Raw genomic sequence first — 24,846 nt, 5'->3', positions numbered from 1 at the left:
AACCCGGTGGACGGCACAGCTCAGCCATGAGCCGCCTCCGGGTCGAGGTCGCGCATGCGGTCGAGCACGCGGTCCGCGGTCGGCGCGGGCATCTCGTCGGCGAGCCTGCCGTCGGTGAGGAACAGGATGCGGTCGGTGTGGGCGGCGGCCATAGGGTCGTGGGTGACCATGAGGACCGCCTGGTTCCACTGGCGCGCGCAGCCGGCCAGCAGGCCCAGGACCGCGGCGCCGGAGCGGGTGTCGAGATTGCCCGTGGGTTCGTCGGCCACGATGATGTCCGGCCGTGTCGCCATGGCCCGGGCGCAGGCCACGCGCTGCTGCTGCCCGCCGGACAGCTCCGCGGGCCGGTGGTGCAGCCGGTCCGACAGCCCGACCGCGGCCACGATCCCCTCGACCCAGTCCCGGTCCGGTCGCACCCCGCCCATGGTCAGCGGCAGGGTGATGTTCTCCCAGGCGGTGAGTGTCGGCACCAGGTTGAACGACTGGAACACGAACCCGATCCGCTCCCGCCGCAGCCGGGTGAGCCGGTCGTCGTCGAGGGTGGACAGGTCCGTCCCGCCGACCCGCACGGCACCCGAGGTCGGGGTGTCCAACCCGGCCAGGCAGTGCAGCAGGGTCGACTTCCCCGACCCCGACGGCCCCATGACCGCCGTGAACTCCCCCTTCCGGAACGCGGCCGTCACCCCGTCCAGGGCCACGACGCGCGCCGATCCGCCGCCGTGCACCTTCCCGAGGTCGTGCACCTCGGCCACCACGTCACTCATCCGCTCCCCCGTGTCGTTTCGGTTGTGCCTGGCGAGCATCCACCGGCCCGCCGTCCCGCCACCTCCTCCACACCGCTGATCTTCGGAGGCCCGACTCAACCGAATGGCCGAGACGCGCACCCGGGACTCGATCCACCCGGCCGGGACAACCGTCCACTCGACCGATCGAATGAGGCGAGGCAGTCCACACCGGACACCGCCGACCGCCCCGCCACCTGCTGTTCTCCCCCGATCCCGGCGCGGCGGCCCGGCGCCGGGCCCGCTGAGGACGCCGCGGTCACTCGCCAAGGGTCAGCCGAAAGAAGGAGGTGGGGGCACCACTGGTCGCCGTAGCGTTGGCCGTGTGCGAGAGGTGTGGATCCGGATCACGATCGCGGTCGTCTTGGCCGCGGCGGGATTCGCGCTGATCATCGAAGGGCTGTCCGCGCCCACGGTCCCCATCGGGGTGGGGCTCGTGGTGTGCGGGGTGCTACCCGCACTGGCCCTGATGTCGGCAACCGCGCGCACGGGTCAGGTACTGACGGTGGTGGGCGCGTCGGGGACGTTCACCACCGTCTGCCTGTTCGTCTCCGCGCGGCCGGACAACACGTTCGGCACGATCGAGGCGGCCGCGCTGTACTGGCTGCTGGCGCGCGTCATCGTGCAGTGCGCGCCGCTGCGCGCGGCGGGGTTCGCGTTCGGGTTGGCCACGGTGATCGCCACCCTGCCCCTGCGGCTGGACCCCGCGGAGACCCACCACAAGGGCGTCCTGATCGGCATTCTCTGCGTCGGCATCTGGTTCATCGGCCTGCTCGGCCTGTACCTGCGGCTGCACGACCGGCGCCGCGCGGACGCCTACGAGCTCGCCCGCCAGGCCCAGCGCCTGGCTTACGCGCGCGACCTGCACGACTTCGTCGCCCACCACGTCACCGCGATCGTCGCCCAGACCAAGGCCGTCCGCTACGTCACCGCGGCGGGCGTGCCACCCGACCCGGAAGACCTGGACGCCATGCTCGCCGGTATCGAGCAGGCGGGCTCCCGCGCCCTGGCCTCCATGCGCACCATGGTCACGGTCATGCGTGGCAAGGCCCCGGAGCACCCCGTGACCACCTTGACCGAGGTCGTCGCCGCCGCCGTCGCGGGCTTCGCCGGGCCGACCCCGACCACCGCGCTCGACCCGGGGGTGGCCGATCTGATGCTCCCGCACCCGACGGTCAACGCCGCCCAGCACGTCGTGCTGGAGTCGTTGACCAACGTCCTGCGCCACGCCCCCACCGCGACCCGCGTCGAGATCGTGGCCCGCCCCGGACCGGAGAGCCGCTTCGAACTCAGCGTCACCAACGACGGCGGCCAGCCCGACGAGCCGCGGCCCCAGGACGGGCACGGCCTTGTCGGCCTCACCGAACGGGTGACCGCGGTGGGCGGCAGCCTTACCGCCGGGGCGACCACCGACGGCTGGCGGGTGCGGGCGGTCCTCCCGGCCATGGTGAGCGCGCCGTGACCATCCGCATCCTCATCGCCGACGACCAGGACATGGTCCGCTCCGCCTTTCGGATGATCCTCGCCGCGCAGCCCGACATGACCGTCGTCGCCGAGGTCGCCGACGGCCGCGCCGCCGTGGACGAGGCCCGCAGGCTGCGCCCGGACGTGTGCCTGCTCGACATCCGCATGCCCCACCTCGACGGTCTCGAGGCCACCCGGCTGCTGGCGGGCGCCGGGGTGCGGGCCCCGCTCAACGTCCTCATCGCCACCACCTTCGACCTCGACGAGTACGTCTACCGCGCGCTCCGCAACGGCGCCTGCGGCTTCCTGCTCAAGGACATGTCCCCCGCGCTGCTGGTCGAGGCCGTCCGCGCCGCCGCGGCCGGGACGACGCTGGTCTCCCCCGCCGTCACCGTGCGCCTGCTCGCTCACCTCGCCCCGAGCCGCACCACGGAGACCACCCCGGAGCCGGACCCCACCGAACCGCTGACCGAACGCGAACTGGACGTCGTCCGGCTCGTCGCCAAGGGCCACCAGAACGAGGAGATCGCCACGCGCCTGCACGTCACCCAGGCGACGGTGAAGACCCACCTGTCCAACGCCCAACGCAAACTGGGCACCCGCAACCGCGTCGAGGTCGCCGCCTGGGCCTGGCGAACCGGCGTCTGCGTCCCGACCTAGCCCGGGTAACCGTCACCCGCCGCTCCCGCAACCGCTTTCCCGGCTCGGGTTTCACGTTGTGGGCTCACGGTTCACGCGGCCTGCCCCTCGGACCCACGTCGATCGCCACGATGCCGCATCGACGCACGGAACCGACGGAGCAACGGCAGGAGCGGCGCACCAATCCGGGTGCAGTGGCGAAGATTCGTCGGCTCGAGGCGAAACCGCGGCTGGGCGGTGACCGCTAGTGCCGCGTCACGCGACCTTGATCGGGTAGTGGGTCCCGGTGCGGATGGGTGAGTCGGTGGCGAGGCCGGTCTTGGGTCTGGCTCGGGCGTTGCGTCGGCGTATGTAGGCCGCGATCGCGGCGTTCTGCTCGGGGTGGCTGTGGTGATCGGAGCCGTTGAGGGTGAGGTAGCCCCGTGGTCAGGTCGAGTGCGGCGAGCAGGTGCGTGACGCCGTGCCGTCGGTTGTAGGTGGCGCGCAATCGCCGCAGTGGTCCACTCGGTCGCCATGCCGTGCCCCTTGCGGGGCGCGAGGGTGAGCGGCCCGAACTCGTCGACACGGATCGCCCGGCCGTCGGCGGGCGGATGGTCGCGCAGTGTGGACGACGACCCGACCAACACCCCGGACGAACACCCACGACCACCACCCGCTCGACACGAGAGGACCAGCCCGGACCACCACACCGATCAACGGGTCAACCTTCCGAGATGCGGCACTAGGCGTCCAGGCCCGCGTCGTGGGCGAGGATCGCGGCCTGGACCCGGTTGGTCATGCCGAGTTTGGCCAGGGCGCGGCTGACGTGGGCCTTGACGGTCGCCTCGCTCATCGCCAGGTCGCGGCCGATCTCGGCGTTGGGCAGGCCCCGGGCGACCAGTCGGACCACGGCCCGCTCGCGGTCGGTCAGCACGGCGAGCCGGTGCCGGGCCTCGCGCGCGCGGGCCGGGTGCCGCTCGGCGAACGCCGCGATGAGCCGCTTGGTCACCGTCGGGGCGAGCATCGCCGAGCCCGCCGCCACCGTGCGCACGGCGGTGATCAGGTCGCGGGGAGGCACGTCCTTGAGCAGGAACCCGGACGCCCCGGCGCACAAGGCGTGGTGGACGTGGTCGTCGAGGTCGAAGGTGGTCAGCACGACGACCTTCACCGAGTTCCCCGCGCGACGCAGCTCGGTGAGCGCGGTGAGCCCGTCCACGCCGGGCATCCGGATGTCCATGAGCACGACGTCGGGGTGGTGCGCGGCGACGGCGTCCAGCGCCGCGCGGCCGTCGGCGGCCTCAGCCACGACGGTGATGTCGTCGGCCGAGGTGAGGATCATGCGCAGCCCCGCCCGCACCAGTTCCTCGTCGTCCACGAGCAGCAGTCGGATCACCGGGCGCGCACCGGGATCCGGGCGGACACCACGAACCCGTCCGGTCGCGGCCCCGCGGTGAACTCGCCCCCGAGGAGTTCGACCCGCTCGCGCAGGCCGACCAACCCGAGTCCGCTGCCGGGCAGCGGGTCCGCGGGTTCGCCCGCGCGGTTGCCCACCTCGATCTCCAACGCCGCCGCGGAGTACCGCAGCACGACCTCGGTCTCCGCCGAACCCGCGTGCTTGTGCACGTTCGTCAGCGCCTCCTGGACGACCCGGTAACCCGCGTGTTCCACCACCAACGGCAGGTCCCGCGGCTCTCCCTCGTCCCGCCGGGTCACCGGGACCCCCGCCGCCCGCGACCGCGCCACCAGTTCGTCCACATCGGACAGGGTCGCGGCCGGTCGGCGCTCCCCCGGTTCGTCGTCCGCGTTGAGCAGCCCGAGCACGTCCCGCAGCTGCGACAACGCCTCCCGGCCGGTGGAGCGGATCAGCCCGGCGGCGTCGGCGGTCTCCGGGTCCCGGGCGTTCACCTCCAGCGCGCCCGCGTGCAGGACCATCAGCGACACCCGGTGCGCGACCACATCGTGCAGGTCACGCGCGATCCGAGCCCGCTCGGCGCCCCTGACCCGCCGCACCTTCTCCGCGAACTCGGTGGCCTGACGGCGCACGGCCTCCAGCGCGGCCGCCACCGCCTGCCGCCGCGCCGACACCCACAACCCTACCGCGGCGGGCAACCACACGAACAGGGCGGCACTGCCGAACGACGTGACCAGCATCGACGGTGGCAGGTCCGATACCCCGACGCCGACGTATTCCGGCAGCACCGCCAGCGCCGTCCCAGCCACGGTCAGCGCGAACACGTGTCCCGGTCGCCGTGCGCCCACCGCGGCCGAATAGGACGCCACCACCAACGGCGGCCACAGCGAGCGCAGCGACCACGCCACCGCCGCCACCACGTACAACGGCCACCGCGGCCGCACCACGAACGCCACCAGGCACAACGCCGCCAGGACAGCGGAGGACACCAGCGGCGGCACAGTGCCGATCCCGGCCCACTCCCACATGTGGCGGCTGGGCGCGTCGCGGGGCAGGAAGCAGCCGAGCACGGCGACCGCCCCGAGCACGACCGGCTCGATCCCCCTCGACCTGGACACGGCGCCCAGGCTAGTGATCGGCGGACCGGCCGACATCCGTCCCCGGTAGGGCCCGGGCCGTCACTTTCGATACCGCGACCGTCGACGTCCGGCCGACGCGCCCGCCCCGACCGCCGACCACGCTGGTGATCATGGATGGACACACGGCCGCCGTCCGGGTGGCGGGCCTGACCAAGCGCTACGGCGGCGGTGACGCCGAGGTCGTCGCGCTCGACGACGTGGACGTCGCGTTCGAACGCGGCCGGTTCACCGCGATCATGGGCCCCTCGGGCTCCGGCAAGTCGACCCTGGTGCACTGCGCCGCCGGGCTCGACCGCCCGAGCGCGGGCCGGGTCTGGCTGGGTGACACCGAGTTGACCGGTCTGCCCGACGACCGACTCACCGATCTGCGCCGCGACCGGGTCGGCTTCGTCTTCCAGTCGTTCAACCTGCTGCCCACGCTCAACGCGCTGGAGAACATCACCCTCCCCCTCGACCTGGCGGGCCGCTCGCCCGATCAGGAGACGCTGGACCGGGTGATCCGGACGCTGCGCTTGGCGGACCGCGTCCGGCACCGGCCGAGCCAGCTCTCCGGTGGGCAGCAGCAGCGGGTGGCCTGTGCCCGCGCCCTGGTCACCCGCCCGGACGTGGTGTTCGCCGACGAGCCGACCGGGGCGCTCGACTCGGCGACCTCGGGCGAGTTGCTGCGGTTCCTGCGCGGCAGCGTCGACGCGCTGGGGCAGACGCTGGTCATGGTCACCCACGACCCGGTGGCGGCGGGGTACGCCGACCGGGTGGTGCTGCTCGCCGACGGTCGCGTCGTGGACGAACTGCGCGCGCCCTCCCCCGACGACGTCATCGACCGCATGCGCGCCTTGGAGCGGCGCTGATGCGCAAGGCGATGGTGCGGGACCTGCTGTCCCACCGCGGCAGGCTGGTCGTGACGTTGCTGTCCATCGCGCTAGGGGTCGCGGCCGCGGTGGCGAGTTGGGTGGTGTCGGACTCGGTGGCGACCACGCTGGCGGGTGCCACGACGCGCGACGACGTGGGTGCCGTCGTGCGTGGGCCGGTGGCCACCGACGCGTTGCGGGCGCTGCCGGGGGTGGTGCGGGTAGACGAGGTGGTGGTCGGGCGCGCGGGGCCGCTGGGGCGCGACGGGAAGCTGATATCGACGAAGACCGCGCTGGACCAGGCAGGCACGACGTGGTCGGACTCGCCGCGGTTCCACCTGCCAGCCGGTCGGCGCCCGGTGGGGCCCGAGCAGGTGGCGGTCGACCGGTCCCTCGGGGTGGCGGTCGGCGCGAAGGTCGAGGTGCTGCTGTCGGAGGGACGCCGTCGGGTCTTCGAGGTGTCCGGCGTGTTCGACTACACGCCGCTCGGGCCGCGCGACGAGGACCCCGAACCCGCGGTCGCGTTCGACGGTCCAGGTGTGCTGCTGGGCGAAGTCAACCGCGTGGAACTGACCGGGCCCGGGTTGGACCTGGAGCGGGTGCGGCAGGCGGCGCCGGGTGCCGCGGTCCGCGCGGGCGCCGACGTGGCGGAAGCCGGGCGGGCGCAGGCCCGAGAGGACGCGGCGGACCTGCGGGCGACGCTGCTGCCGTTCGCGGTGGTCGCGTTGCTGGTCGGCCTGTTCGTCATCGCCAACGCGTTCACGATCCTGATCACGCAGCGGACCCGCCAGTTCGCCCTGCTGCGCGCAGTCGGGGCGAAGCGCCGCCAGGTGCGGATGGCGGTGGTGGGCGAGGCGGTGGTGCTCGGTCTCGCCGGTGGCACGGTCGGCTGCGGGCTCGGGGTGGGTCTCGGTCCACTGGTGCTGGCGGCCATGCGCCCGGGTGACGACATGACCTACTCGGTGTCGTTCACCGCGATCGCCCTGGGATACGGGCTCGCTCTGCTGGTGACGGTGGCGGCGGCGCACGGGGCAGCGCGTCGGGCGGCGAAGGTGCCTCCGGTGGCGGCGCTGCGCACGGACGCCGTGGAGCCGACGCGCGTCGTGCTCGGGCGGACGGTGGTGGGGCTCGCGCTGGTGGCTACCGCGGTGGTGGCGGTGGTGGCGACGGCGGACCCGAGCGCGGAGACGCTGCCTCGGCTCGTGGGGATCGGAGCGGCGCTCGTGGGGGCGACGGGGGTGCTGTTGCTGGCTCCGGTGATGGCATCGGCGTTGTTCCGGCGCTTGCCCGCGCGGGGTCGTCCGGCGTGGCGGTTGGGGGTGCGCGCCGCCGCCCGCGACCCGCGCCGGACCGCGAGCACGGCGTCGGCGATCACCGTCGGCCTGGGGCTGGTCGTCGCGTTCGGCACGGTCGGCGCGACGTTCACGGACCTGATCGCGTCGACGACCCTGGCCACCGTGCCGCCGTCGACGACGGTCGCGCAGCCCGCTCCCGGCGCGGTGCTGACGCCCCGCGATCTCGCCGCGGTGGCGTCGGCCCCGGGGGTGTCCGCGGTCGCGGCGAGCCGGGAGGTGGTCGTCGGCGTCCGGTACGCGGGTGGGGAGACGGAGCGGAAGGCGTCGGCGATCGAACCGGACGCGCTGGGCACGGTGCTCACGCCGAGGATCACCGCCGGGGTGGCGGATCTACGGGCGGGCCTGGTCATTTCGCGGAACCAGGCGGACATGCTGGGACTCGGCCTCGGGGACGTCGTGACGCTCGTCTCGGAGCATCCGGTTTCCCGTCCCGTAGTGGGCATCTACGACGCGACGGAGTTGCAGGCGAGCATCTACTACGACGTCGCGCTGGCCCCCCGGTCCATCCGCGACCGGCAGACCTCCATCTACGCCACCGGCCCCGACCCGGCGGCGGCGCGGGCTGGTGTCACGGCGGCGTTCGCCGGGCGCCCGGACGTGACCGTGACCGACCGGGAGGGCTTGGCTGCCCAGGGCATCGCCGCCCAGCGGGCCGCGTTCGCGCTGATGTACGCGATGTTCGGCCTGGCCGTCGTGATCGCCGTGTTCGGCGTGGTGAACACGTTGGCGCTGTCGGTCATGGAGCGCGCGCGGGAGATCGGGGTCCTGCGCGCTGTCGGCGCCCGGCGATCGCTGGTCCGGGACACCGTCCGCGCGGAAAGCGTTGTCATCTCGCTCTTCGGCGCCTTGCTGGGGGTTGTGGTCGGTCTGGTCGTGGGGGCCGTTCTGCAGCACGCGATGTTCGGTCAACGCTTGTGGGATCTCACCGTCCCCTACGGCGTCATCGCGCTGTCCTTGGCCGGGATGGTCGTGCTCGCCGTAGTAGCCGCGCTCTGGCCCGCGCGCCGGGCAGCCAGGACCGACCCTCTTACCGCGATCGGCACACCGTGACCGCGTGCGGCTTCCGCGCGGTCGGTGCACGATCCGTATGACCCAAGCCACAGGCCGGGTTGGTTGAGGTTTCACCTAAACCTGGTGAAGCTGAACGAACAAGCCCATCCGCCATGCCTGGAGGACATCCCCTTGCCGACCTACACCTCACGCGCCGACGTCGCCACCGACAGCCCGGAGCGCTACGCCAAGCAGCTGGTCGCCCACCTGAGCCGCAAGATCGAGTTCAGCACCGACGGCCCCACCTCGACCACCACCATCGCCGACACCACCGGCCAGGTCATCATCGGCGACGGCGTCCTGACCCTCACCGCCACCGGCACCGACCCCGAGGGCATCGCCCGCGTCGAGCACGTCCTGGGCTCCCACCTGGAGCGGTTCGGGCAGCGCAAGGAACTCGTCGTCACCTGGACCCGCACCGAAGAGGCCTAGCCACACCCGCTGAAACCCAGCGCACGCCGCTGCCGCGTCCACCACCGCGGCGCGGATCGCGCGGGTGCGATCGGGTCAGGTTCCCGGGGTGTGCCGGGGGGCGAGGAGAAGGCCGGTCACGGCGTCCGTGAGGGCGTGACCGATGAGGAGCCAGTCGGCGGGGGTGCCGGTTTCGGCGGCGGTTCGCTCCTGTTCCGCGCACGTGTGGATGATCGCCAGTCGGGCGGTTTGGCTGCGGAGAGCGGCCTCGGCCGGGGGCAGGTCCGGCACGTGCGACCAGACGGCGGTCAACCCCTCCTGGAAGTGGGGGGCCAGCAGCGGGTCGGCCAGGATGCCGCCCGCGAACGCCGGGTCGGCGGTGACCTGGGCCGTGAACCGCGCGTAGTGGCTCGGCGTGCCGAGGGTGGCCAGGTGCTCGGTGTACGGCAGCACCAGGCTCGCCACGTGCACGCGCGGGTCGGCGCTGCCGCGGGCGGCGCGCACCATCTCGCTGGTGCGGTGCGCGATCGGCTGGCCGTGCGCGTGGGTGATGGCGTGGATGAGGTCGGTCCGCGTGCCCACGTGGTAGGTGAGGGCGGAGTTGTTGGCCTGCCCGGCCGCCTCGACGATCTGGCGGTTGGAGACCTGGGCCAGGCCACGCTCGGCGTACAGGCGCTCGGCGGTGCGCAGCAGCAGCGCGCGGGTCGCCTCGGCTTGGCCGCGGCGCGGCGAGGGACGTCCGTCCATGGCGCTCACCGAACCCCGTGTCGACGCCATTGTCTCGGTGCTCATGTCGGTCATCTTGGCCCTCCCGGGGCGAGCGTGGGCCGAAACCGCCGCAAGACGCCGGTGGGGGTAACCGCGCTATGGTGGCCTAAGACAACCGTCTGAGTACTGAACGTAACCAAACGGACAAGTCTCCACGTGGCGAGGAGTCACCATGACGATGACCAACCCCGTGACCTACCCGTTCAGCGAACCCGAGCGGCTGGACCCCGAGCCGCTGTTCGACCGGCTGCGCGCCGAGCACCCGCTGATCCGCGTCCGCCTCCCCTACGGCGAACCCGCCTGGATGGCCACGCGCTACGAGGACGTCAAGACGGTCCTCGGCGACCCGCGCTTCAGCCGCGCCGCGAGCGCGGGCCGCGACGAGCCCCGGCTGCGCCCGCACCTCAACCCGCCCGGCAGCATCCTGAGCCTCGACCCGCCCGACCACACCCGCCTCCGCAGGCTGGTCATGAAGGCGTTCACCGTCCGCCGCGTCGAGCAGTTGCGCCCGCGCGCGCAGGAGATCGCCGACCGGCTGGTCGACGAGATGATCGCCACCGGTCCGCCCGCCGACCTGGTGGACCTGTTCGCGCTCCCCCTGCCGATCACGGTGATCTGCGAACTCCTCGGCGTCCCCTTCGAGGACCGCGTCGATTTCCGCGTCTGGTCCGACGCCTTCCTGTCGACGACGAAGTACACGCCGGACGAGGTCCGCGACCACACCGACCGGATGATGGCGTACATGGCGGGCCTGATCGCCCAACGCCGCGAAACCCCGACCGACGACCTCATCGGCGCCCTGGTCGTCGCACGGGACGAAGAGGACCGGTTGTCCGAGGACGAACTCGTCTCGCTGGCCATGGGCCTGCTGATCGCGGGCCACGAGACAACCGCGTCGCAGATCCCCAACTTCGTCTACGTCCTCTTGGACCACCCCGAGGAGCTGGCGAAACTGCGCGCCGACCCCGCTCTGCTCCCCCAGGCCGTCGAGGAGCTCATGCGGTTCGTCCCCCTCGGCGTCGGCGGCGGGATCCCCCGCTACGCCACGGAAGACGTCGAACTGGGCGGCGTCCTGGTCCGCGCGGGCGAGGCCGTCCTCCCCGCCCTGACCTCCGCCAACCGCGACGAGTCGGTCTACCCGGACGCCGACCACCTGGACCTCACCCGGGCGGGCACCGGTCACGTCGGCTTCGGCCACGGCCCCCACCACTGCCTGGGCGCCCCCTTGGCCCGGATGGAACTGCAGGTGGCCCTGGGCACCCTCCTCCGACGCCTACCCGGCCTCCGCGCCGCCGACGCCCCCATCGACTGGAAGCGCGGCGTCTCCACCCGGGGGCCGGCCCGCTTCCCCCTCACCTGGGACTGAGCGACCGCCGGTCAGGCGCGGTCGTGGAGGGTGATCCGGTAGCCGTCGGGGTCGGCGAAGGTGAACGTCCGGCCGAAGGGGCCGTCGATCGGCTCGGCGACGATGGCGTGGCCGTCGGCGGCGAGAGCGTCATGGATGGCCTGGACGTCCGTGGCGCGCAACCAGATCGCGGCGCCGACCCCGGGGTGGGCGGCGGAGTCGAGGTCGGTACCGGGGACGACGTCGCGGAGCGCGAACGCGATCGGCTTCGTGTCGAAGACGACGGCGTGCGGCGGTCCGACCGGCGAGCGGACGAGGCCGAGGTACCGCTCGTAGAACGCGCGTGAGGCGTCGAGGTCGCGGGCTTGCAGGGAGATGAAGTCGGGTCCGGTGACGGGCATCGCGGGCATCCTCTCTTTCATGTCAGTCTTCTGACACAGACCAAGCTATGTCAGAATGCTGACATGAGTCAAGACGGCGCGGGCATCGACCTGGACACGTCCCTGGGCTACCTGCTGAAGGAGGCGTCGAGCGCCCTGCGCGTGGCGATGGAGGAGGTGCTGAGGCCGCTCGGGATGAACGTGACGCACTACTCCTGCCTCGAACTGCTGGCACAACGACCGGGCTTGTCCAACTCCGACCTCGCGCGGGGCGCGTTCGTGACCAGGCAGACGATGAACGTCCTGCTCCAAGCCCTGGAACGAGACGGCTACGTGACCAGACCCGCGGCGGCCCCGGTCGGCAAGGTCCTTCCGACGCGACTCACACCGCGCGGACGCCGAAGCCTGGAGAAGGCCACCGTCGCGGTCCGCTCCGTCGAGGTCAGGATGCTGGCGGACATGACCGACGCCGAGCGATCGGCCGCGTCCCGAATCCTGCGGAGCATGATCCGCTCCCTACGCGCCGACGACGCCTGACCAGCGCCACCCGACCCGCCCGACCCGCCCACACCGCATGCCCCGCCCGACTCCGCCCGACCCCGCCCAACTCCTCATGACCCCGCCCTGCCAGACCGCCCCTGCGCGGCCGTGCCCGCTCGACCCTGCCCCTGCTCGGCCCGGCCCGACTCTGCCCTGCCCTGCCCAGCCCAGCTCAACTTGACTCGGCCCTGCCCTGCCCTGCCCCGCCCAGCTCAACTCGGCCCGGCCCGGCCAGACCGCCCCTGCGCCGCTCAACTCAACTCGGCTCAACTCGGCTCAACTCAACTCGACCCGGCTCGACCCAGCTCGGCTCGGCTCGGACCCGAGTTGTCCACAGGCTTGATCGTCTTCGTTCCGGACTGTCGGCCCCTCCCAGTAGCATGGATTCCGGGGGCCGGAGGCGTCACCAAGATCTACTCACGCCCCGGAGTCGGCCGCCGCGTGCCCCGGGTGCACCCCGTCGGTCAGCCCCCGCGCCGCCGCCACCTTCCCCAGCAACTCCCCCAGCACCGCGCTCTCCTCCTCGGTCAGCGCCGCGAGCAGGTCCGCTTGGTGCGCGAGGAACACCCGCCCCACCTCGGCCAGCATCCGCTCCCCCCGCTCCGTGAGCCGCACGCTCCGACTCCGCCGATCCCCCGGGTCCTGGTGCCGCTGCACGAGATCCCGCCGCTCCAACTCGTCGACCAGCACGACGACGCGGCTCGGCTGCACGCCGAAGGCCGCGGCGATCTCCCGCTGGCTCGCACCCGGGTGGGCCGCGATCCAGCGCAACAGGCCCACGTGCCGCGGCGCCAGGTCCAGCGGCGCGATGCGCTCGGCGAAGCGGTCGGCCGCGTGGGCGCCGAGCTGGGCGAGCAGGAAAGCGGTCATGCGCACAACGATAGGCCACCGTGTATAGTTCATGGCAGTGAATGATTCATAGCAATGAACTAAGGGGGAACGGTGGAACTCACGACCGACGTCCTGGTGGTGGGCGGCAGCCTCAACGGCCTGTCCACCGCCGTGTTCCTCAGCCACCACGGCGTCGCCTGCCTGGTGGTCGAACGGCACCCGGACACGTCCCGGCACTTCCGCTTCCGCGGCGTCTCCGCGCGGTCGATGGAGCTGTACCGGAGCGCGGGTGCCGAGTCCGCCATCGCCGGGGCCGCGACCGAGCACCAGCGCCTCGGCGGTGTCGGCCGCGCGGCGAACTTCGCCGCGGACGAGGTGAACTGGCTGCCGACGCCGTGGGACGCGGACATCTCCGCGTTCAGCCCGAGCACCCACACGACCTGCGACCAGGACCAGCTCGAACCGGTCCTGCGCGACCACGCCGTCCGGGCCGGTGCCGAGACGCGCTTCGGCACCGAACTCATCCAGTGGCAGCAGGACGCCGACGGGGTGCGCGCGGTCGTCGAGGACCGGAGCAACGGTGCGCGCCACACCGTGCACGCCCGCTACCTCGTCGCCGCCGACGGCACGCGAAGCCGGATCCGGGACACGTTGCGCATCGGGCGTAGCGGCCCAGGCGTGCTGGAGCACCGGATGAGCGTGCTGTTCAAGACGGACGTGGCGCCGCAACTGCGCGGCAGGCAGGTCACGGCGTGCATCATCACGGACACCGGCGCAACGTTGATCCCGCGCGCCAACGGACTGTGGATGATGACCGTGCCGTGCGACAGCCAAGGGTTACCGGAGCACCGATGCGTCGAGTTGATCAAAGCCGCACTGGGCCGCGCTGACGCGCAGGTCGACCTCGTCGACGCCCTGCCCTGGCAGTCGGCTGCCCTGGTCGCCGACCGCTTCCGCGAAGGGCGCGTGTTCCTGGTCGGCGACGCCGCCCACGTCATGCCCCCGACCGGCGGCTTCGGCGGCAACACCGGCATCCACGACGCGCACAACCTCGCGTGGAAGCTCGCCGCGGTCCTGCGCGGCGAGGCCGACCCGGCCCTGCTGGACACCTACGAGCAGGAACGCCGCCCGGTCGCCCTGCACACCATGGACCAGGCGCTGGCCCGCCTGCGCCGGTGGTTCGACGGCGACACCGAGCCCCGGATCCACGACGACAACGCCGTCATGTTCGGCTACCGCTACCACTCGGCCGCTGTCATCGAGGAACGATCCGCGACGGACACACCATTCCTGGACCCGCACCACCTCACCGCGACCCCCGGAACCCGCGCCCCGCACGTGAACCTCGGCCACGGAGAGTCCACTCTGGACCACTACGGCCCGGGGTTCACCCTCGTCGTCGGCCCCGACGCAGCACCCTGGTGGGAAGCAGCCGAGTCCCTGCGGCTCCAGATCCACCAACCGCCGATCCCGGACTGGTCCGCCACCTACGGCGTGACCCCGTCCGGCGCCGTCCTTGTCCGCCCCGACGGTTTCGTCGCGTGGCGCACACAGGCCGGAGTGGACAGCCCGGTGGAGTCGCTTCGAGCTGTGCTGAGCCGGATCGGTTTGCGCGCCTAGGAAAGCAGCGACTGCACCACCTCGGCGACACCGAGGAGGCGGGCATCGGTGAACGGTCGGGATTCGAGGCAGATGCCTGCGGTCGCGGAGACGGGCAGGGAGATCATGGGCAGACCCGCGACGGTTCCGGGGCTGACATTGCGGGTGACAGTGGGGAAAACGGGGAGTTCGCGGCCGTTCAGGGTGATGGTGTCGTCTTGGCCGAGAAGGGGCGGGAGCACCGGGGAGGTGGGGTAGGCGAGCAGGTCCACCTGGTCGAAGAGGTCGGAGTAGTCGCGGCGGAGGCGCCAGCGGGCGGCGCGGGCGGCTTCGTAGGCGTCCGCGGTGATCGGCGAGTCGAGGATGCGCGCGATGATGGCGCGGACGTCGGGGGACGCGATGTGTTTGGGCCACTTCGCGGGGGCGATCCCGGTGCGGCGGGCGAGCAGGCGCGGCGTTTCGTGGAAGACGAGGTCGTCGCCGGAGACGTCGTCGTCGAGCTCGACGTCGACCAGCACGGCACCAGCGCGTTCCAGAGCGGCCACCGCGGTCGCGGCGCGGTCGGCGATTTCCGGTTCCAGGTCGAGGAACCGGTGCCGGGGCAGGCCGATGCGCAGCCCCTCCAGGGACGCCGGAGCGCCGCGGTCGCCGGTGATGATCTCGTCGAGGACGCGGACGTCGAGGACGGCGTGGGCGTGGATGCCGATGGTGTCGCGGCTGGTCGACAGGTTCACCACACCGTCACCGGGGTACCGACCGGTCGTCGGGCGGAACCCGACGACACCGCAGTAGGCGGCGGGAATCGTCACCGATCCGCCGGTGTCGGTCCCCAGCGCGAACGGCACGACGCCCAGCGCCACGCCCACCGCGCTGCCGCCGCTGGACCCGCCCGCCGACCGCGTCGGGTCGGCGGGGTTGCGCACCGGCCCGAACGCCGCGTTGTTGCTGGTGATGCCGAACGCCAGCTCGTGCAGGTTGGTCTTGCCCAGCACAACCGCGCCCGCGTCCCGCAAAGCGCTGACCACGGCGGCGTCGACGGCCGCGGGGGAATCGTCGATCAGCCTGCTCCCGGCCGTGGTCGGGAATCCCCGGACGTCGATGTTGTCCTTGACCGAGAAGGGGATTCCCGCGAGGACCCCCTCCCCCGGCGCGAGGTCCTTGGCCACCTCGATCCAGTCGCCGTGCGCCGAGCCACGGGCCTGCGCCGCCGCCTCGCCCACCCGCCGGGCGCGTTCGGCCCCGTCGAGGTCCCACCAGCCAGCCACCACCGCGCCCCTCCTCACCGAGGGTGACGACGCTAGGGTCCGGCGACCGGCGCCGTCAATGCCCGGGGACGCCCTCTCGCTGTACCCACCGCGAACTCGGTTGACCTACCAGGCCCGCCGCAGCACCCTGGCCCGGTGTCACCTGAGCTTCGAACGCGCCTGCGCGACCGGTTCGCCTGGCGCGGTGACCGGACCGACGACTCCGTCTTCGCCGACCTCACCGGCTGGTGGCGCGACCCCGACCTGCTGCGCGACCTCGGCCCGGCGCTGGCGGGCCTGTTCGCCGACACCGAGCCGACCGTGGTGCTCGGGTTGCAGTCCCGGGGGTTCATCATCGGCCCCCTCGTGGCGGCGGCGCTGGGTATCGGATTCGTCGAGGTGCGCAAAGACCCGAGGCAACTCAGCGACAGCGACGCCTGGTACCGGTGCACGACGCCACCGGATTACCGCGACCGCCAACTACACCTCGGCTTCCCCCGGCGACTCGTGGGACCGGCGGACCGCGTGCTGCTGGTGGACGACTGGATCGCGACGGGCGGCCAGGCGGCGGGCGCGCACAGCCTGGTCACCGCGGCGGGCGCCCGGTGGTTGGGCGCCGCCGTCATCGTCGATTCCCTGTCCGACAACCAGGCCCGGCGTCGGCTCGGCGTGCGGTCGTTGCTGCTCGACCGCCACATCAGTCCTTATTGGACACATCCTTGGCTACCGGCCCGCACACCGCCGCGGCGACGATGGCTCTCCGGACCGCGCGGGCGTTGTTGAGGTAGTCGCGGAATCGCACGAGCGCGAGTATCCACACCACTGCCTACGCACCGAGGCCCGCCAGCCACATCGAGCCGTTGTGGCTCGTGACCGCGTAGGTGGCCCCGAGCGCGAGCGGCGCGAGGCCGAACAGCACTTGGCTGTGCCACTCGGGCCGCAAGGTGTGCTCGATGCCCCGGCCGTCGGGTGAGCGGGGGGTTCGGGCGGAGCCGGAGCCGTCGAGCTGGTACCGGTAGCTCTCCCACCCCAGCACCGGCCGCCCGGCGACTTGGCTCAGTCGGGGCGCCAGCTCGGCCTCAAGGTAGGCCATCACCTTCTGCGCGTGAATCGCGTGGTCGAGCCAGAGCAGCCACAAACAACTCGACACCACCGCCAACCCGACCAGCACCCCGGGCGCCCGCTCGACCAGCGCCGCCCCCAGCACCAGCCCCACGACCTCCACCACGACGAGCCCGCTGGCCACCGCCGTCCGCGTCACGACCTCCCGCCGCAACGACTGCACCTCGGCCACGTCCAGGGTGAAATCCACCCGCGCCCGCTCGCTCCGCGCCACCGCGTAAACGCCACGCCCCATCATGTCCCGCGGGCTGCGCGCGGGGGCCATCTCAGCGTTATTCGTGGGCGATCAGCGCAAGGTGGCCGTCCACTAGGGGGAAGGCGTCGATCTCCGGCGGATCCGACAGGGAAGCGTGAGCGGCGACCCGCGGGGTCAGGATGGGACGAAGAGGACGGCGCGGACGGGGCGGTAGGTGCGGAGCCAGCCGTTGGGTGGGATGACCTGGGGGCTGCCCGCGCAGCTGGGGACGGAGTAGAGCAGGGCCGTCGAGTTGGTGTTGTTCTCGATGATCTGGCCGAGCCACAGGTCCTGGAGCGGGTCGCAGGAGCCGTCCGGGGGGTCGATCAGGGTGACCTGACCCGCGGTCGTGTAGTAGCTGAAGTCGCCGACAGCGGCCGCGGCGGGTTGGGGGGACACCACGCTCGCGGCCAGTGCGGTGGCGCCTGCGAGGAGTGCCGGGATGCCGCGCATGTTGGTTGTTCTCCGTTTCCTCGGTGTCGCGTGCGGACAGACTCCGATTCTGCGCGGACGCCGGGACGCGCGTCGACCCCACGATCGTGACCCACCCACCCGGGTGAGGGACAACGGTGGGTTGTGCGCGGCGCGTGTCGCTTGTTGGACGGCGGCGCCGGGCCCGCGGTCGACTGCGCGGCACTATGAACGGTGAATGCGAAGTGGATTTGGTTTCGGACCTGACGTGCCACCGGTGCGCGGGCGAGCTGGTGTGCGCGGCCCGCGTCCCGCACTCGTTCGCCCGCGCGGACGGGCACCGGGTCACCGGCTCGCGGACCGTCGGGCTCTGCCCGCGCTGCGACCGCGACTCCCCCGCCGCGGCGGCGGTGATCGCGTACTTCACCGCGCACGGGACGGCCCGCGCGGACACCGTCGGCGACCTCGCCGTCGCGCTGCGCGCCTGGTTGACACAGTCCACAGTGGAATAGCGGGTCGGCGCGGTAGGCTGCGCGGGTGGCAGAGCTGGATCTCGGCGCGGTGCGGGCCTTCGTCGCGGTGGCGGACAACCGGCACTTCGGGGACGCGGCGGTGGACATGGGCATCACCCAGCAGGCGGTCTCCAAGCGGGTCGCCAAGCTGGAGAGCGACCTGGGCGCGGTCCTGTTGGCGCGCCACCGCTCCGGAACCCACCTCACCCCGGACGGCGAGGTGTTCCTGCCGCACGCCCGCGCCCTGCTGGCGACCGCCGACCGCGCCACCCGCTCGCTGCGCAACGGCCGCCCCCTGCGCGTCGACGTGCTCGACACCCGGCTCATGGGCGCCGAGCTGATCCGCGACTTCTACGCCACCACGACCGGCCTGTCCGTCGACGTGGTGACCTCCAACGGCCTGCGCGCGGCCCGCGCCACCCTCAAGGCGGGCACCGTCGACGCCGCCTTCGCCCGGGTCACCAGCCCCTTGGCCGACGACGGGTTGGCGAGCATCCCGGCGTTCCTCGAACCCGCCGTGGTGCTGGTCGGCGCGCGGCACCCGCTGGCCGGGCGCAAGCGGGTCACCATGACGGAGCTGGCGGGCGCCACCGCGTGGATGCCCGGCAACGCCCCCAACAGCGAATGGGCCGACTTCTGGGACGCGGCGGGCGCGGCCTTCGGCATGCGGATCGACACGACCGGCCCGGACTTCGGGTACGAGCACTTCGTCCGCGAGATCGGCACGACCACCGACCGCATCGGCTTCATCGGCGAGCGCTGCCAGGTCCCGACCCATCCCGGCGTGGTCCGGCTGGCGGTGGCGCCGCCGAGACCGGCGTATCCGTGGTCGCTGCTGTGGCACCGGCGCAACCCGCACACCGCGCTGCCTCGGCTGATCACGCACGTGCGGACGCGGTTCCGGCCGTACAACCCGGCGGAGGTGTGGCTGCCCACCGCTGATCGCGAGTTCCTGCGCCGTTGAGCAGTGGGGATCGGGTTGGCGGCGATGATCAAGGTGCGCCTCCGGCCCCCGATGTCCATTCTACCGGGGCCTACCGACACTCCTCGGAGAAGACGATCAAGCCTGTGGACAACTCGGGCATCCAGCGTGGATCGTTCGGCATGGCCGTTGCCGCTGCGTACCGGCCCGGACCCACGCTCCGATCCCACTCCCAGACGGGACTCGAGCCTGCGACCAAGAGCTTAGAAGGCTCCTGGCACCTCTCCAGCTCGCCGACCGGATCTCGCCTTGCACCTCGCTGGATCCCGCGCGTTGGTCAAGCCTCTCGTCGTCCGACTGCCTGCTACCGCGTGGCCGGCCTCCCCGCCCCACCAACACTTGTCCACAGGCTTGATCGTCTTCGCTCGGAACTGTCGGTCCCCATCACTAGAATGGATACCGGGGGCCGGAGGCCTGGACTTGATCATCGCTGGATCGTCGCCGCCCACCGCCTCCTCGCCGACACCGCCCTCGTCGGGTTCGCGGGGGCGAGCGGGGCGGCCGATCGGGATGCCGCTGGTTGCCCTCGAGTTGTCCACAGGCTCGCTGTTGATCTTCCGGTTCTGTCGCTCGCCCTGGCTAGGATGGATAGTGGGGGCCGGAGGCGTGCGTTGATCATCTTGTGGTCTGCGGGGTGCCGGTCGGGGTCGTGGCCGGGTTGATCGGTCCGGCTGTTCGCGGAAAAGCTGGGAGGCCTCGATTGGGCGAACTTGCTTTGCGCGGGGCCCCTACGAGCCTGCGGTGAGGAAGAGCGGTGGGGATGGGCAAGCCCACCCCACCCGCCGGAAAGCTTGGCAGGCTCGTCCCCCCACGCAAAGCAAGTCCACCCAATCAAGGCGAATGGTGGGGGCGCGTCGCGTTCTGTGGGGGGCTGGGCTCAAGCGGCGGTTGAGGGGTGGGTGCGAGGAGGAACGAAATTGCTGGACTGGGTGGCGGGAGCACGTTGCGTTGAGTGGTGGGTTGGGCTTCTGCGGCGGTCGCGGGGGGGGTGGCTCGGAGGGAAGTGCGTTGGGTGTGCCTGGGATTCGGGCGCAGGTTCCCGGGGTGGGTGGTGTGCCTGGGCAGGAAGGGCGGCAAGATGATCAACGCGTGCCTCCGGCCCCAATATCCATTCTAGCGAGGGGGTCCGACAATTCCGAGCGAAGATGATCAAGGCTGTGGACAACCCGGCCCGAGCGGGGGCGCGTGTGTGAAAACGGCTCGGGGTCTGCGGGGTGGGCTGCGATGGTGTGCTGGTGGCTGAGGACAGTGGTGGTCTGATCTGTGGTCGGTGTGACCAGCCGGTGCGGTTGGGTCGGGACTCCTACGACGTGTTCGAGCGCATGCACTACGTGCGCTTCCACTACGCCTTCGAGCACGGGATCGCCGACCCGATGACGACTGCGGCGTTCTCGGCTGCCCCTCAGCCTCCGCCATCCGACACAGGGGCCGGCGGGTTGCCGCGATCCGGGCGTTGCGCGCGGAGTGGTCCGATGGGTCGCCTGCGAACTGGGACACCCTCACCCTCCCCGACTACCTGGACGCGCTCGCCGCCTGGCTGGAGAACTGTGGGGCGCATTACGACCGTCGAGGGCGCACGGTCCCCTGGAACGGTTGGGAAGTCCTGCGATGCGGGCTGCGGGGTGCGGTGGTCTCCGAATAGCCGTTCGGTCAGCGCCGGTGGTGGATGCGGATGCCCTCTACGGAGCGGAGTTCGACCAAGAGTGCCGGGGTCACCGCCACTGGGAAGTCGTCCAAGGCCAGTGGGATGGGGCGCGTTCCCGTGGTGAGGTGGACGTGGACCGGGGTGTGGCCCTGGTGGGCTCGGAGGGTTGAGCGGAGTTGGAGGACGCTCCGGGTGTCCATTGTAGCCAGTTCGAGGATTAGTGGCGGTTCGAGTGCCAAGGGGGCCAGGTCGGCGGCGAAGAAGGAGATCTTGTCCTCGCGGCGGTTCGGGCGAGCTTTGATGGCGACCGCAGTGTCCTCCACCAGGTCGGCGGCGACGGCCGCGTAGCAGCGGGGGAAGAACAACACCTCCGCGCTACCGTCCAAGTCCTCCAGGACGGCAACCGCCCAGGGTTCGCCCTTTCTGGTCACCTTTCGCTCCACGGAGGACAGCAGGCCCGCGATGACCAGGTCTCCGGATCTGGGCGGGTCGGCGAGCACCGTGCCCAATGATCGAGGTGCCGCTCGGCGGAGGACGGACTCGGCACCGTCCAGGGGGTGCCCGGACACGTATAGGCCCAGCATCTCCCGTTCCTGGGCGAGCAGCCGATCACGAGGCCACTCCTCCGGGTCGATCCGCAGGTGGGCCAACGGCGACTCCGCCACGAACAGGTCGAACTGCCCCTCGGCCTCCCGTCGCTTCAAGGCGACGATCGCGTCGACCGCCTCCTCGTGGACCATCGACAACCCACGCCGGGTGTGACCGAAAGAGTCGAAGGCGCCGGATTTCAGCAATGACTCGACCAGTCTCTTGTTGCAGCACAACAGTTCTGACTTGGTCAGGAAGTCGGCGAACGAGGTGGCGGGGCCTTGGGAGCGGCGGGTCGCGATGATCGACTCCACGGCGGGGAGGCCGACGTTGCGGATCGCGCCCAGGCCGAACCGGATGTCGGGGCCGACGGCGGCGAAGTGGGGTGCGGATTCGTTGACGTCCGGCGGGAGCACCCGGATACCGAGGGCGCGGCACTCGGCCAGGTAGACCGCCGACTTGTCCTTGTTGCCCGACACCGAGGTCAGCAGCGCGGCCATGTACTCCGGCTGGTAGTTCGCCTTCAGGTACGCCGTCCAGTAACCGACCAGCGCGTAGCCCGCCGCGTGGGACTTGTTGAAGGCGTAGCCCGCGAACGGGAGGATCGTGTCCCAGAGTGACCGGGTCGCGCCTTCGGAGAAACCCGCCGCGCGCATGCCGTCGCGGAAGCCGGTGAACTCCTCTTCCAGCACCTCTTTCTTCTTCTTGCCCATCGCCCGGCGCAGGACGTCGGCGCGGCCCATGGAGAAACCCGCGACGCGTTGGGCGATCTGCATGATCTGTTCCTGGTACACGACCAGTCCGTGGGTCTCGGCGAGGATGTCGGCCAAGGGGTCGGCCAGCTCGGGGTGGATCGGTTCGACGGCCTGCCTGCCGTTCTTCCGGTCCGCGTAGTTGTTGTGGGTGTTCATGGCCATCGGGCCCGGCCGGTAGAGCGCGTTGACGGCGGTGATGTCCTCGAAACCCGTCGGCCGCAGTCGCCGCAGCAGGTCGCGCATGGGGCCGCCGTCCAATTGGAACACGCCGAGGGAATCGCCGCGGGCGAGCAATTCGTAGGTTCGGGGGTCGTCGGTGCGCAGGGTGTCGAGGTCGATGGTCTCGCCCCGGTTGGCCTCGACGTTCGCGATGGCGTCGCCGATCACGGTCAGGTTGCGGAGGCCGAGGAAATCCATCTTCAGCAGGCCGATGGACTCGCACGACGGGTAGTCCCACCCGGTGATCACGGCGCCGTCGTCGCGCCGCCACAGCGGGATCACGTCGAGCAGCGGTTCGGCGGACATGATCACCGCGCAGGCGTGCACCCCGGCGTTGCGGACCAGGCCCTCCAGGCCGCGCGCGGTCTCCACGATCCCCGCGACCGCGCTGTCCGCCCCGATCAGCGCCCGCACCTCCGCCGCCTCCGGGTACCGCTCGTGGGTCGGGTCGGTGATCCCCCGCAGCGGGATGTCCCGCGCGGCGACCGGCGGCGGCAGCGCCTTGGTGATCCGGTCGGCCACCGCGTACCCGGGCTGCCCGAGGCGCACGCGCGCGGCGTCCTTGATCGCCGCCTTGGTCTTGATCCGGCCGAAGGTGATGACCTGGGCGACCCGGTCGGCGCCGTAGCGCTCGGTGGCGTAGCGGACCATCTCGCCGCGACGGCGGTCGTCGAAGTCCATGTCGATGTCGGGCATCGAGGTGCGCTCGGGGTTGAGGAACCGCTCGAACAGCAGGCCGTGCGCGATCGGGTCGAGGTTGGTGACGCCCAGGGCGTAGGCCACCAGCGACCCGGCGGCCGAGCCGCGGCCGGGGCCGACCCGGATGCCGACCTCGCGGGCGTGGTTCATCAGGTCGGCGGTGATGAGGAAGTACGCGGCGAAGCCCTTGCCGGTGATGACGTCCACCTCGTACGCCGCCCGAGCGGTGTACTCGGGCGGCACGCCGCCCGGCAGCCGCCACCGCAGGCCGCGCTCGACCTCGGCGCGCAACCACGAGTCCACGTCGTGCCCCTCGGGTGCCCGGTACACCGGCATCCGGTCGCGGTGCCGCCACACGTCGTCGTACGGCCGCACCCGCTCGGCGATCCGCAGCGTGTTGTCGCAGGCCCCGGGCACCTCAGGGTCCCAGTACGCGCGCATCTCGGCGGCGGGCTTGAGGTGGTAGCCGTCGCCGTCGAAGCGGAAGCGGGTGGGGTCGTCGAGGGTCTTGCCGGACTGCACGCACAACAGCGCGGCGTGCGCGTCGGCGTGCTCGCGGGACACGTAGTGCGAGTCGTTGGTGGCCACCGGCGGCAGGCCGAGGTCACGGCCGAGTGACAGCAGGTCGGCACGGACCGCGCGCTCGATCGTCAGGCCGTGGTCCATCAGCTCGAGGTAGAGGTTGCCCGCGCCGAAGATGTCCCGGTAATCGGCCGCCGCCCGCAGCGCCTCCGCCCGCTGCCCGAGCCGCAGCCTGGTCTGGACCTCCCCCGACGGGCAGCCCGTGGTGGCGATGATCCCCTCGGCGTGCGCGGCGAGCAGCTCGCGGTCGACGCGCGGCTTGCGGTAGAAGCCCTCCATGCTGGCCAGTGACGACAGCCGGAACAGGTTGCGCAGTCCGGTGGCGTTCTCGGCGAACATCGTCAGGTGCGTGTACGCGCCGCCGCCGGACACGTCGCCCGCCGAGCCGCGACCGCCCCAGAAGACCGGCTTGCGGTGGTGCCTGCTCGACGGCGCGACGTACGCCTCGATCCCGATGACCGGCGTGACGCCCGCGGCGGTGGTGCGCCGGTAGAACTCGTCGGCGCCGTAGAGGTTGCCGTGGTCGGTCAGGCCGACGGAGGACATGCCGAGCCTGGTGACCTCCTCGACGAGCGGGCCGACCCGCGCGGCACCGTCGAGCATCGAGTACTCGGTGTGCACGTGGAGGTGGACGAACGAGGACAACCGGCACCTCCCGGGGTGGCCGCGGAACGGGTCGTGCACCCATTGCAGCCCCGGGTGGGCGGCGGCGTCAAACAAAAGACACGCGTCGCACACAACGAGCGGTTGTGGACACCGCTCAGCGGCGCCCGCGATCCCCGTTCAGGTCCTATTCACCGTTAACGCGATCACGCCACCTCTTTTCCGTGATCAAATTCGACAAATGGCACGGCCGCGCCCGCGATGGTTCCGCTCTCCGCCGCGACGCGCAACAACTCCCGTCTGCGCCCGGCGTCCGATTCGGCGAGCCCTAAACGCGAACCGGCCAACAGGACCACCGCACCGCGTTCCCGCGCGGCCCAGCGCCAAACGCCGGGCAGCTCCAGGTCGGCGGCGCGCAGCAATGGACCGCGAAACGGCCACGTGACGCTGACCCGGCGGTCGCGGGCCACCCGCACCCGCCACCCGCGAGCCCTGGGCAGCGCCACCCGGTCCAGTTCCGTGACCAGGACCAGGCCACTGTTGAGCAGTGCGGCGGTGAGCGCGGGAGCCGATCCGCCGCGCCCCTCGACGAGCAGCACCGCGACGCGGTTGTCGCCACCGCCCCAGACCGCCGCCTGTACCAACAAACGCGCGTCGGCGCTCATGGGCGGGCCATCCTTTTCTCGTCGGTTCTCTCACCATAGGGGA

The 24,846-nt window shown here is 71.8% G+C and carries 23 protein-coding genes; 12 read left to right on the top strand and 11 right to left on the bottom strand.

Annotated elements, in window-relative coordinates:
• Positions 1 to 20: 20 nt before the first annotated feature.
• Positions 21 to 764: an ABC transporter ATP-binding protein gene (locus CLV40_RS01590; RefSeq protein ID WP_104476133.1), complete on the bottom strand. Its 744-nt coding sequence runs from the start codon at positions 762 to 764 to the stop codon at positions 21 to 23.
• A gap of 343 nt (positions 765 to 1,107) precedes the next feature.
• On the opposite strand from CLV40_RS01590, the gene CLV40_RS01585 reads away from it, so the two are divergent.
• Positions 1,108 to 2,244 carry a sensor histidine kinase gene (locus tag CLV40_RS01585; protein WP_181043263.1) on the top strand — a complete coding sequence of 379 codons (1,137 nt, stop codon included), beginning with the start codon at positions 1,108 to 1,110 and terminating at the stop codon, positions 2,242 to 2,244.
• Positions 2,245 to 2,276: 32 nt separating this feature from the next.
• Positions 2,277 to 2,906, top strand: a complete 630-nt coding sequence (locus CLV40_RS01580; protein ID WP_245931003.1) for a response regulator — start codon at positions 2,277 to 2,279, stop codon at positions 2,904 to 2,906.
• A 700-nt stretch (positions 2,907 to 3,606) separates the two neighbouring features.
• On the opposite strand, the gene CLV40_RS01575 is transcribed toward CLV40_RS01580, so the two are convergent.
• Both CLV40_RS01575 and CLV40_RS40175 read right to left on the bottom strand, forming a co-directional pair.
• Positions 3,607 to 4,257, bottom strand: a complete 651-nt coding sequence (locus CLV40_RS01575) for a response regulator (RefSeq protein ID WP_104476128.1) — start codon at positions 4,255 to 4,257, stop codon at positions 3,607 to 3,609.
• Positions 4,254 to 5,393 (bottom strand): sensor histidine kinase, encoded by a 1,140-nt coding sequence (locus tag CLV40_RS40175; protein ID WP_181043262.1) that lies wholly within the window; start codon positions 5,391 to 5,393, stop codon positions 4,254 to 4,256. Before CLV40_RS40175 ends, CLV40_RS01575 begins: the two co-directional genes overlap by 4 nt.
• Positions 5,394 to 5,524: 131 nt before the next feature.
• Between CLV40_RS40175 and CLV40_RS01565 the strand changes: the two genes are divergently transcribed.
• From CLV40_RS01565 to CLV40_RS01555, 3 genes are all read left to right on the top strand, one after another.
• Positions 5,525 to 6,262, top strand: a complete 738-nt coding sequence (locus CLV40_RS01565; protein WP_104476753.1) for an ABC transporter ATP-binding protein — start codon at positions 5,525 to 5,527, stop codon at positions 6,260 to 6,262.
• Positions 6,262 to 8,667, top strand: a complete 2,406-nt coding sequence (locus CLV40_RS01560; RefSeq protein ID WP_104476124.1) for an ABC transporter permease — start codon at positions 6,262 to 6,264, stop codon at positions 8,665 to 8,667. The genes CLV40_RS01565 and CLV40_RS01560 overlap by 1 nt, the downstream gene beginning before the upstream one ends.
• Positions 8,668 to 8,751: 84 nt before the next feature.
• Positions 8,752 to 9,099: a DUF2218 domain-containing protein gene (locus CLV40_RS01555; RefSeq protein WP_219823874.1), complete on the top strand. Its 348-nt coding sequence runs from the start codon at positions 8,752 to 8,754 to the stop codon at positions 9,097 to 9,099.
• Positions 9,100 to 9,174: 75 nt separating this feature from the next.
• Here the strand turns inward: CLV40_RS01555 and CLV40_RS01550 are convergent, their stop codons facing one another.
• The gene (locus tag CLV40_RS01550) at positions 9,175 to 9,870 is read right to left on the bottom strand and encodes a TetR/AcrR family transcriptional regulator (protein ID WP_219823873.1); all 696 of its coding nucleotides are present in this window, start codon (positions 9,868 to 9,870) and stop codon (positions 9,175 to 9,177) included.
• Positions 9,871 to 10,018: 148 nt separating this feature from the next.
• Between CLV40_RS01550 and CLV40_RS01545 the strand changes: the two genes are divergently transcribed.
• Positions 10,019 to 11,212, top strand: a complete 1,194-nt coding sequence (locus CLV40_RS01545) for a cytochrome P450 (RefSeq protein WP_104476121.1) — start codon at positions 10,019 to 10,021, stop codon at positions 11,210 to 11,212.
• Positions 11,213 to 11,223: 11 nt separating this feature from the next.
• Here the strand turns inward: CLV40_RS01545 and CLV40_RS01540 are convergent, their stop codons facing one another.
• Positions 11,224 to 11,592 carry a VOC family protein gene (locus tag CLV40_RS01540; protein WP_104476119.1) on the bottom strand — a complete coding sequence of 123 codons (369 nt, stop codon included), beginning with the start codon at positions 11,590 to 11,592 and terminating at the stop codon, positions 11,224 to 11,226.
• 63 nt (positions 11,593 to 11,655) lie between these two features.
• On the opposite strand from CLV40_RS01540, the gene CLV40_RS01535 reads away from it, so the two are divergent.
• Positions 11,656 to 12,108 carry a MarR family winged helix-turn-helix transcriptional regulator gene (locus tag CLV40_RS01535; RefSeq protein WP_104476118.1) on the top strand — a complete coding sequence of 151 codons (453 nt, stop codon included), beginning with the start codon at positions 11,656 to 11,658 and terminating at the stop codon, positions 12,106 to 12,108.
• A 420-nt stretch (positions 12,109 to 12,528) separates the two neighbouring features.
• Here CLV40_RS01535 and CLV40_RS01530 read toward each other — a convergent pair whose 3' ends face one another.
• Complete coding sequence (locus CLV40_RS01530) at positions 12,529 to 12,981, bottom strand: MarR family winged helix-turn-helix transcriptional regulator (RefSeq protein WP_245930940.1); 453 nt, start codon at positions 12,979 to 12,981, stop codon at positions 12,529 to 12,531.
• A 72-nt stretch (positions 12,982 to 13,053) separates the two neighbouring features.
• Here CLV40_RS01530 and CLV40_RS01525 point away from each other — a divergent pair, with 72 nt between their 5' ends.
• Positions 13,054 to 14,562 (top strand): FAD-dependent monooxygenase, encoded by a 1,509-nt coding sequence (locus CLV40_RS01525; protein WP_104476114.1) that lies wholly within the window; start codon positions 13,054 to 13,056, stop codon positions 14,560 to 14,562.
• On the opposite strand, the gene CLV40_RS01520 is transcribed toward CLV40_RS01525, so the two are convergent.
• Positions 14,559 to 15,806: an amidase family protein gene (locus CLV40_RS01520; RefSeq protein ID WP_245930938.1), complete on the bottom strand. Its 1,248-nt coding sequence runs from the start codon at positions 15,804 to 15,806 to the stop codon at positions 14,559 to 14,561. The genes CLV40_RS01525 and CLV40_RS01520 overlap by 4 nt on opposite strands.
• A gap of 135 nt (positions 15,807 to 15,941) precedes the next feature.
• On the opposite strand from CLV40_RS01520, the gene CLV40_RS01515 reads away from it, so the two are divergent.
• Positions 15,942 to 16,568, top strand: a complete 627-nt coding sequence (locus tag CLV40_RS01515) for a phosphoribosyltransferase family protein (RefSeq protein WP_104476111.1) — start codon at positions 15,942 to 15,944, stop codon at positions 16,566 to 16,568.
• A gap of 43 nt (positions 16,569 to 16,611) precedes the next feature.
• Here the strand turns inward: CLV40_RS01515 and CLV40_RS01510 are convergent, their stop codons facing one another.
• The gene (locus CLV40_RS01510; RefSeq protein ID WP_146107885.1) at positions 16,612 to 17,121 is read right to left on the bottom strand and encodes a hypothetical protein; all 510 of its coding nucleotides are present in this window, start codon (positions 17,119 to 17,121) and stop codon (positions 16,612 to 16,614) included.
• A gap of 156 nt (positions 17,122 to 17,277) precedes the next feature.
• Positions 17,278 to 17,595 (bottom strand): hypothetical protein, encoded by a 318-nt coding sequence (locus CLV40_RS01505; protein ID WP_104476108.1) that lies wholly within the window; start codon positions 17,593 to 17,595, stop codon positions 17,278 to 17,280.
• A gap of 203 nt (positions 17,596 to 17,798) precedes the next feature.
• Here CLV40_RS01505 and CLV40_RS01500 point away from each other — a divergent pair, with 203 nt between their 5' ends.
• The 3 genes from CLV40_RS01500 to CLV40_RS40675 all read left to right on the top strand — a co-directional run bounded on the left by CLV40_RS01500 (position 17,799) and on the right by CLV40_RS40675 (position 20,689).
• Positions 17,799 to 18,065 (top strand): DUF6300 family protein, encoded by a 267-nt coding sequence (locus tag CLV40_RS01500; RefSeq protein WP_104476106.1) that lies wholly within the window; start codon positions 17,799 to 17,801, stop codon positions 18,063 to 18,065.
• Positions 18,066 to 18,090: 25 nt separating this feature from the next.
• On the top strand, positions 18,091 to 19,029 hold the full coding sequence (locus CLV40_RS01495; RefSeq protein ID WP_245930936.1) for a LysR family transcriptional regulator: 939 nt from the start codon (positions 18,091 to 18,093) through the stop codon (positions 19,027 to 19,029).
• Positions 19,030 to 20,500: 1,471 nt separating this feature from the next.
• Positions 20,501 to 20,689 (top strand): DUF7660 family protein, encoded by a 189-nt coding sequence (locus CLV40_RS40675; RefSeq protein WP_425428220.1) that lies wholly within the window; start codon positions 20,501 to 20,503, stop codon positions 20,687 to 20,689.
• Between the two features lie 8 nt (positions 20,690 to 20,697).
• On the opposite strand, the gene dnaE is transcribed toward CLV40_RS40675, so the two are convergent.
• Both dnaE and CLV40_RS01485 read right to left on the bottom strand, forming a co-directional pair.
• Positions 20,698 to 24,180 carry a DNA polymerase III subunit alpha gene (gene dnaE, locus CLV40_RS01490; RefSeq protein WP_104476104.1) on the bottom strand — a complete coding sequence of 1,161 codons (3,483 nt, stop codon included), beginning with the start codon at positions 24,178 to 24,180 and terminating at the stop codon, positions 20,698 to 20,700.
• Positions 24,181 to 24,344: 164 nt separating this feature from the next.
• A complete protein-coding gene (locus tag CLV40_RS01485) occupies positions 24,345 to 24,803 on the bottom strand; it encodes a hypothetical protein (protein WP_104476103.1) in 459 nt (152 codons plus the stop codon).
• Between the last annotated feature and the right edge of the window lie 43 nt (positions 24,804 to 24,846).

It is taken from the genome of Actinokineospora auranticolor (assembly GCF_002934265.1).
GTDB classification, from domain to species: Bacteria; Actinomycetota; Actinomycetes; order Mycobacteriales; family Pseudonocardiaceae; genus Actinokineospora; species Actinokineospora auranticolor.
The sequence above is the reverse complement of the archived record's forward strand: the minus strand, read 5'-3'. Positions and strand labels throughout refer to the sequence as shown.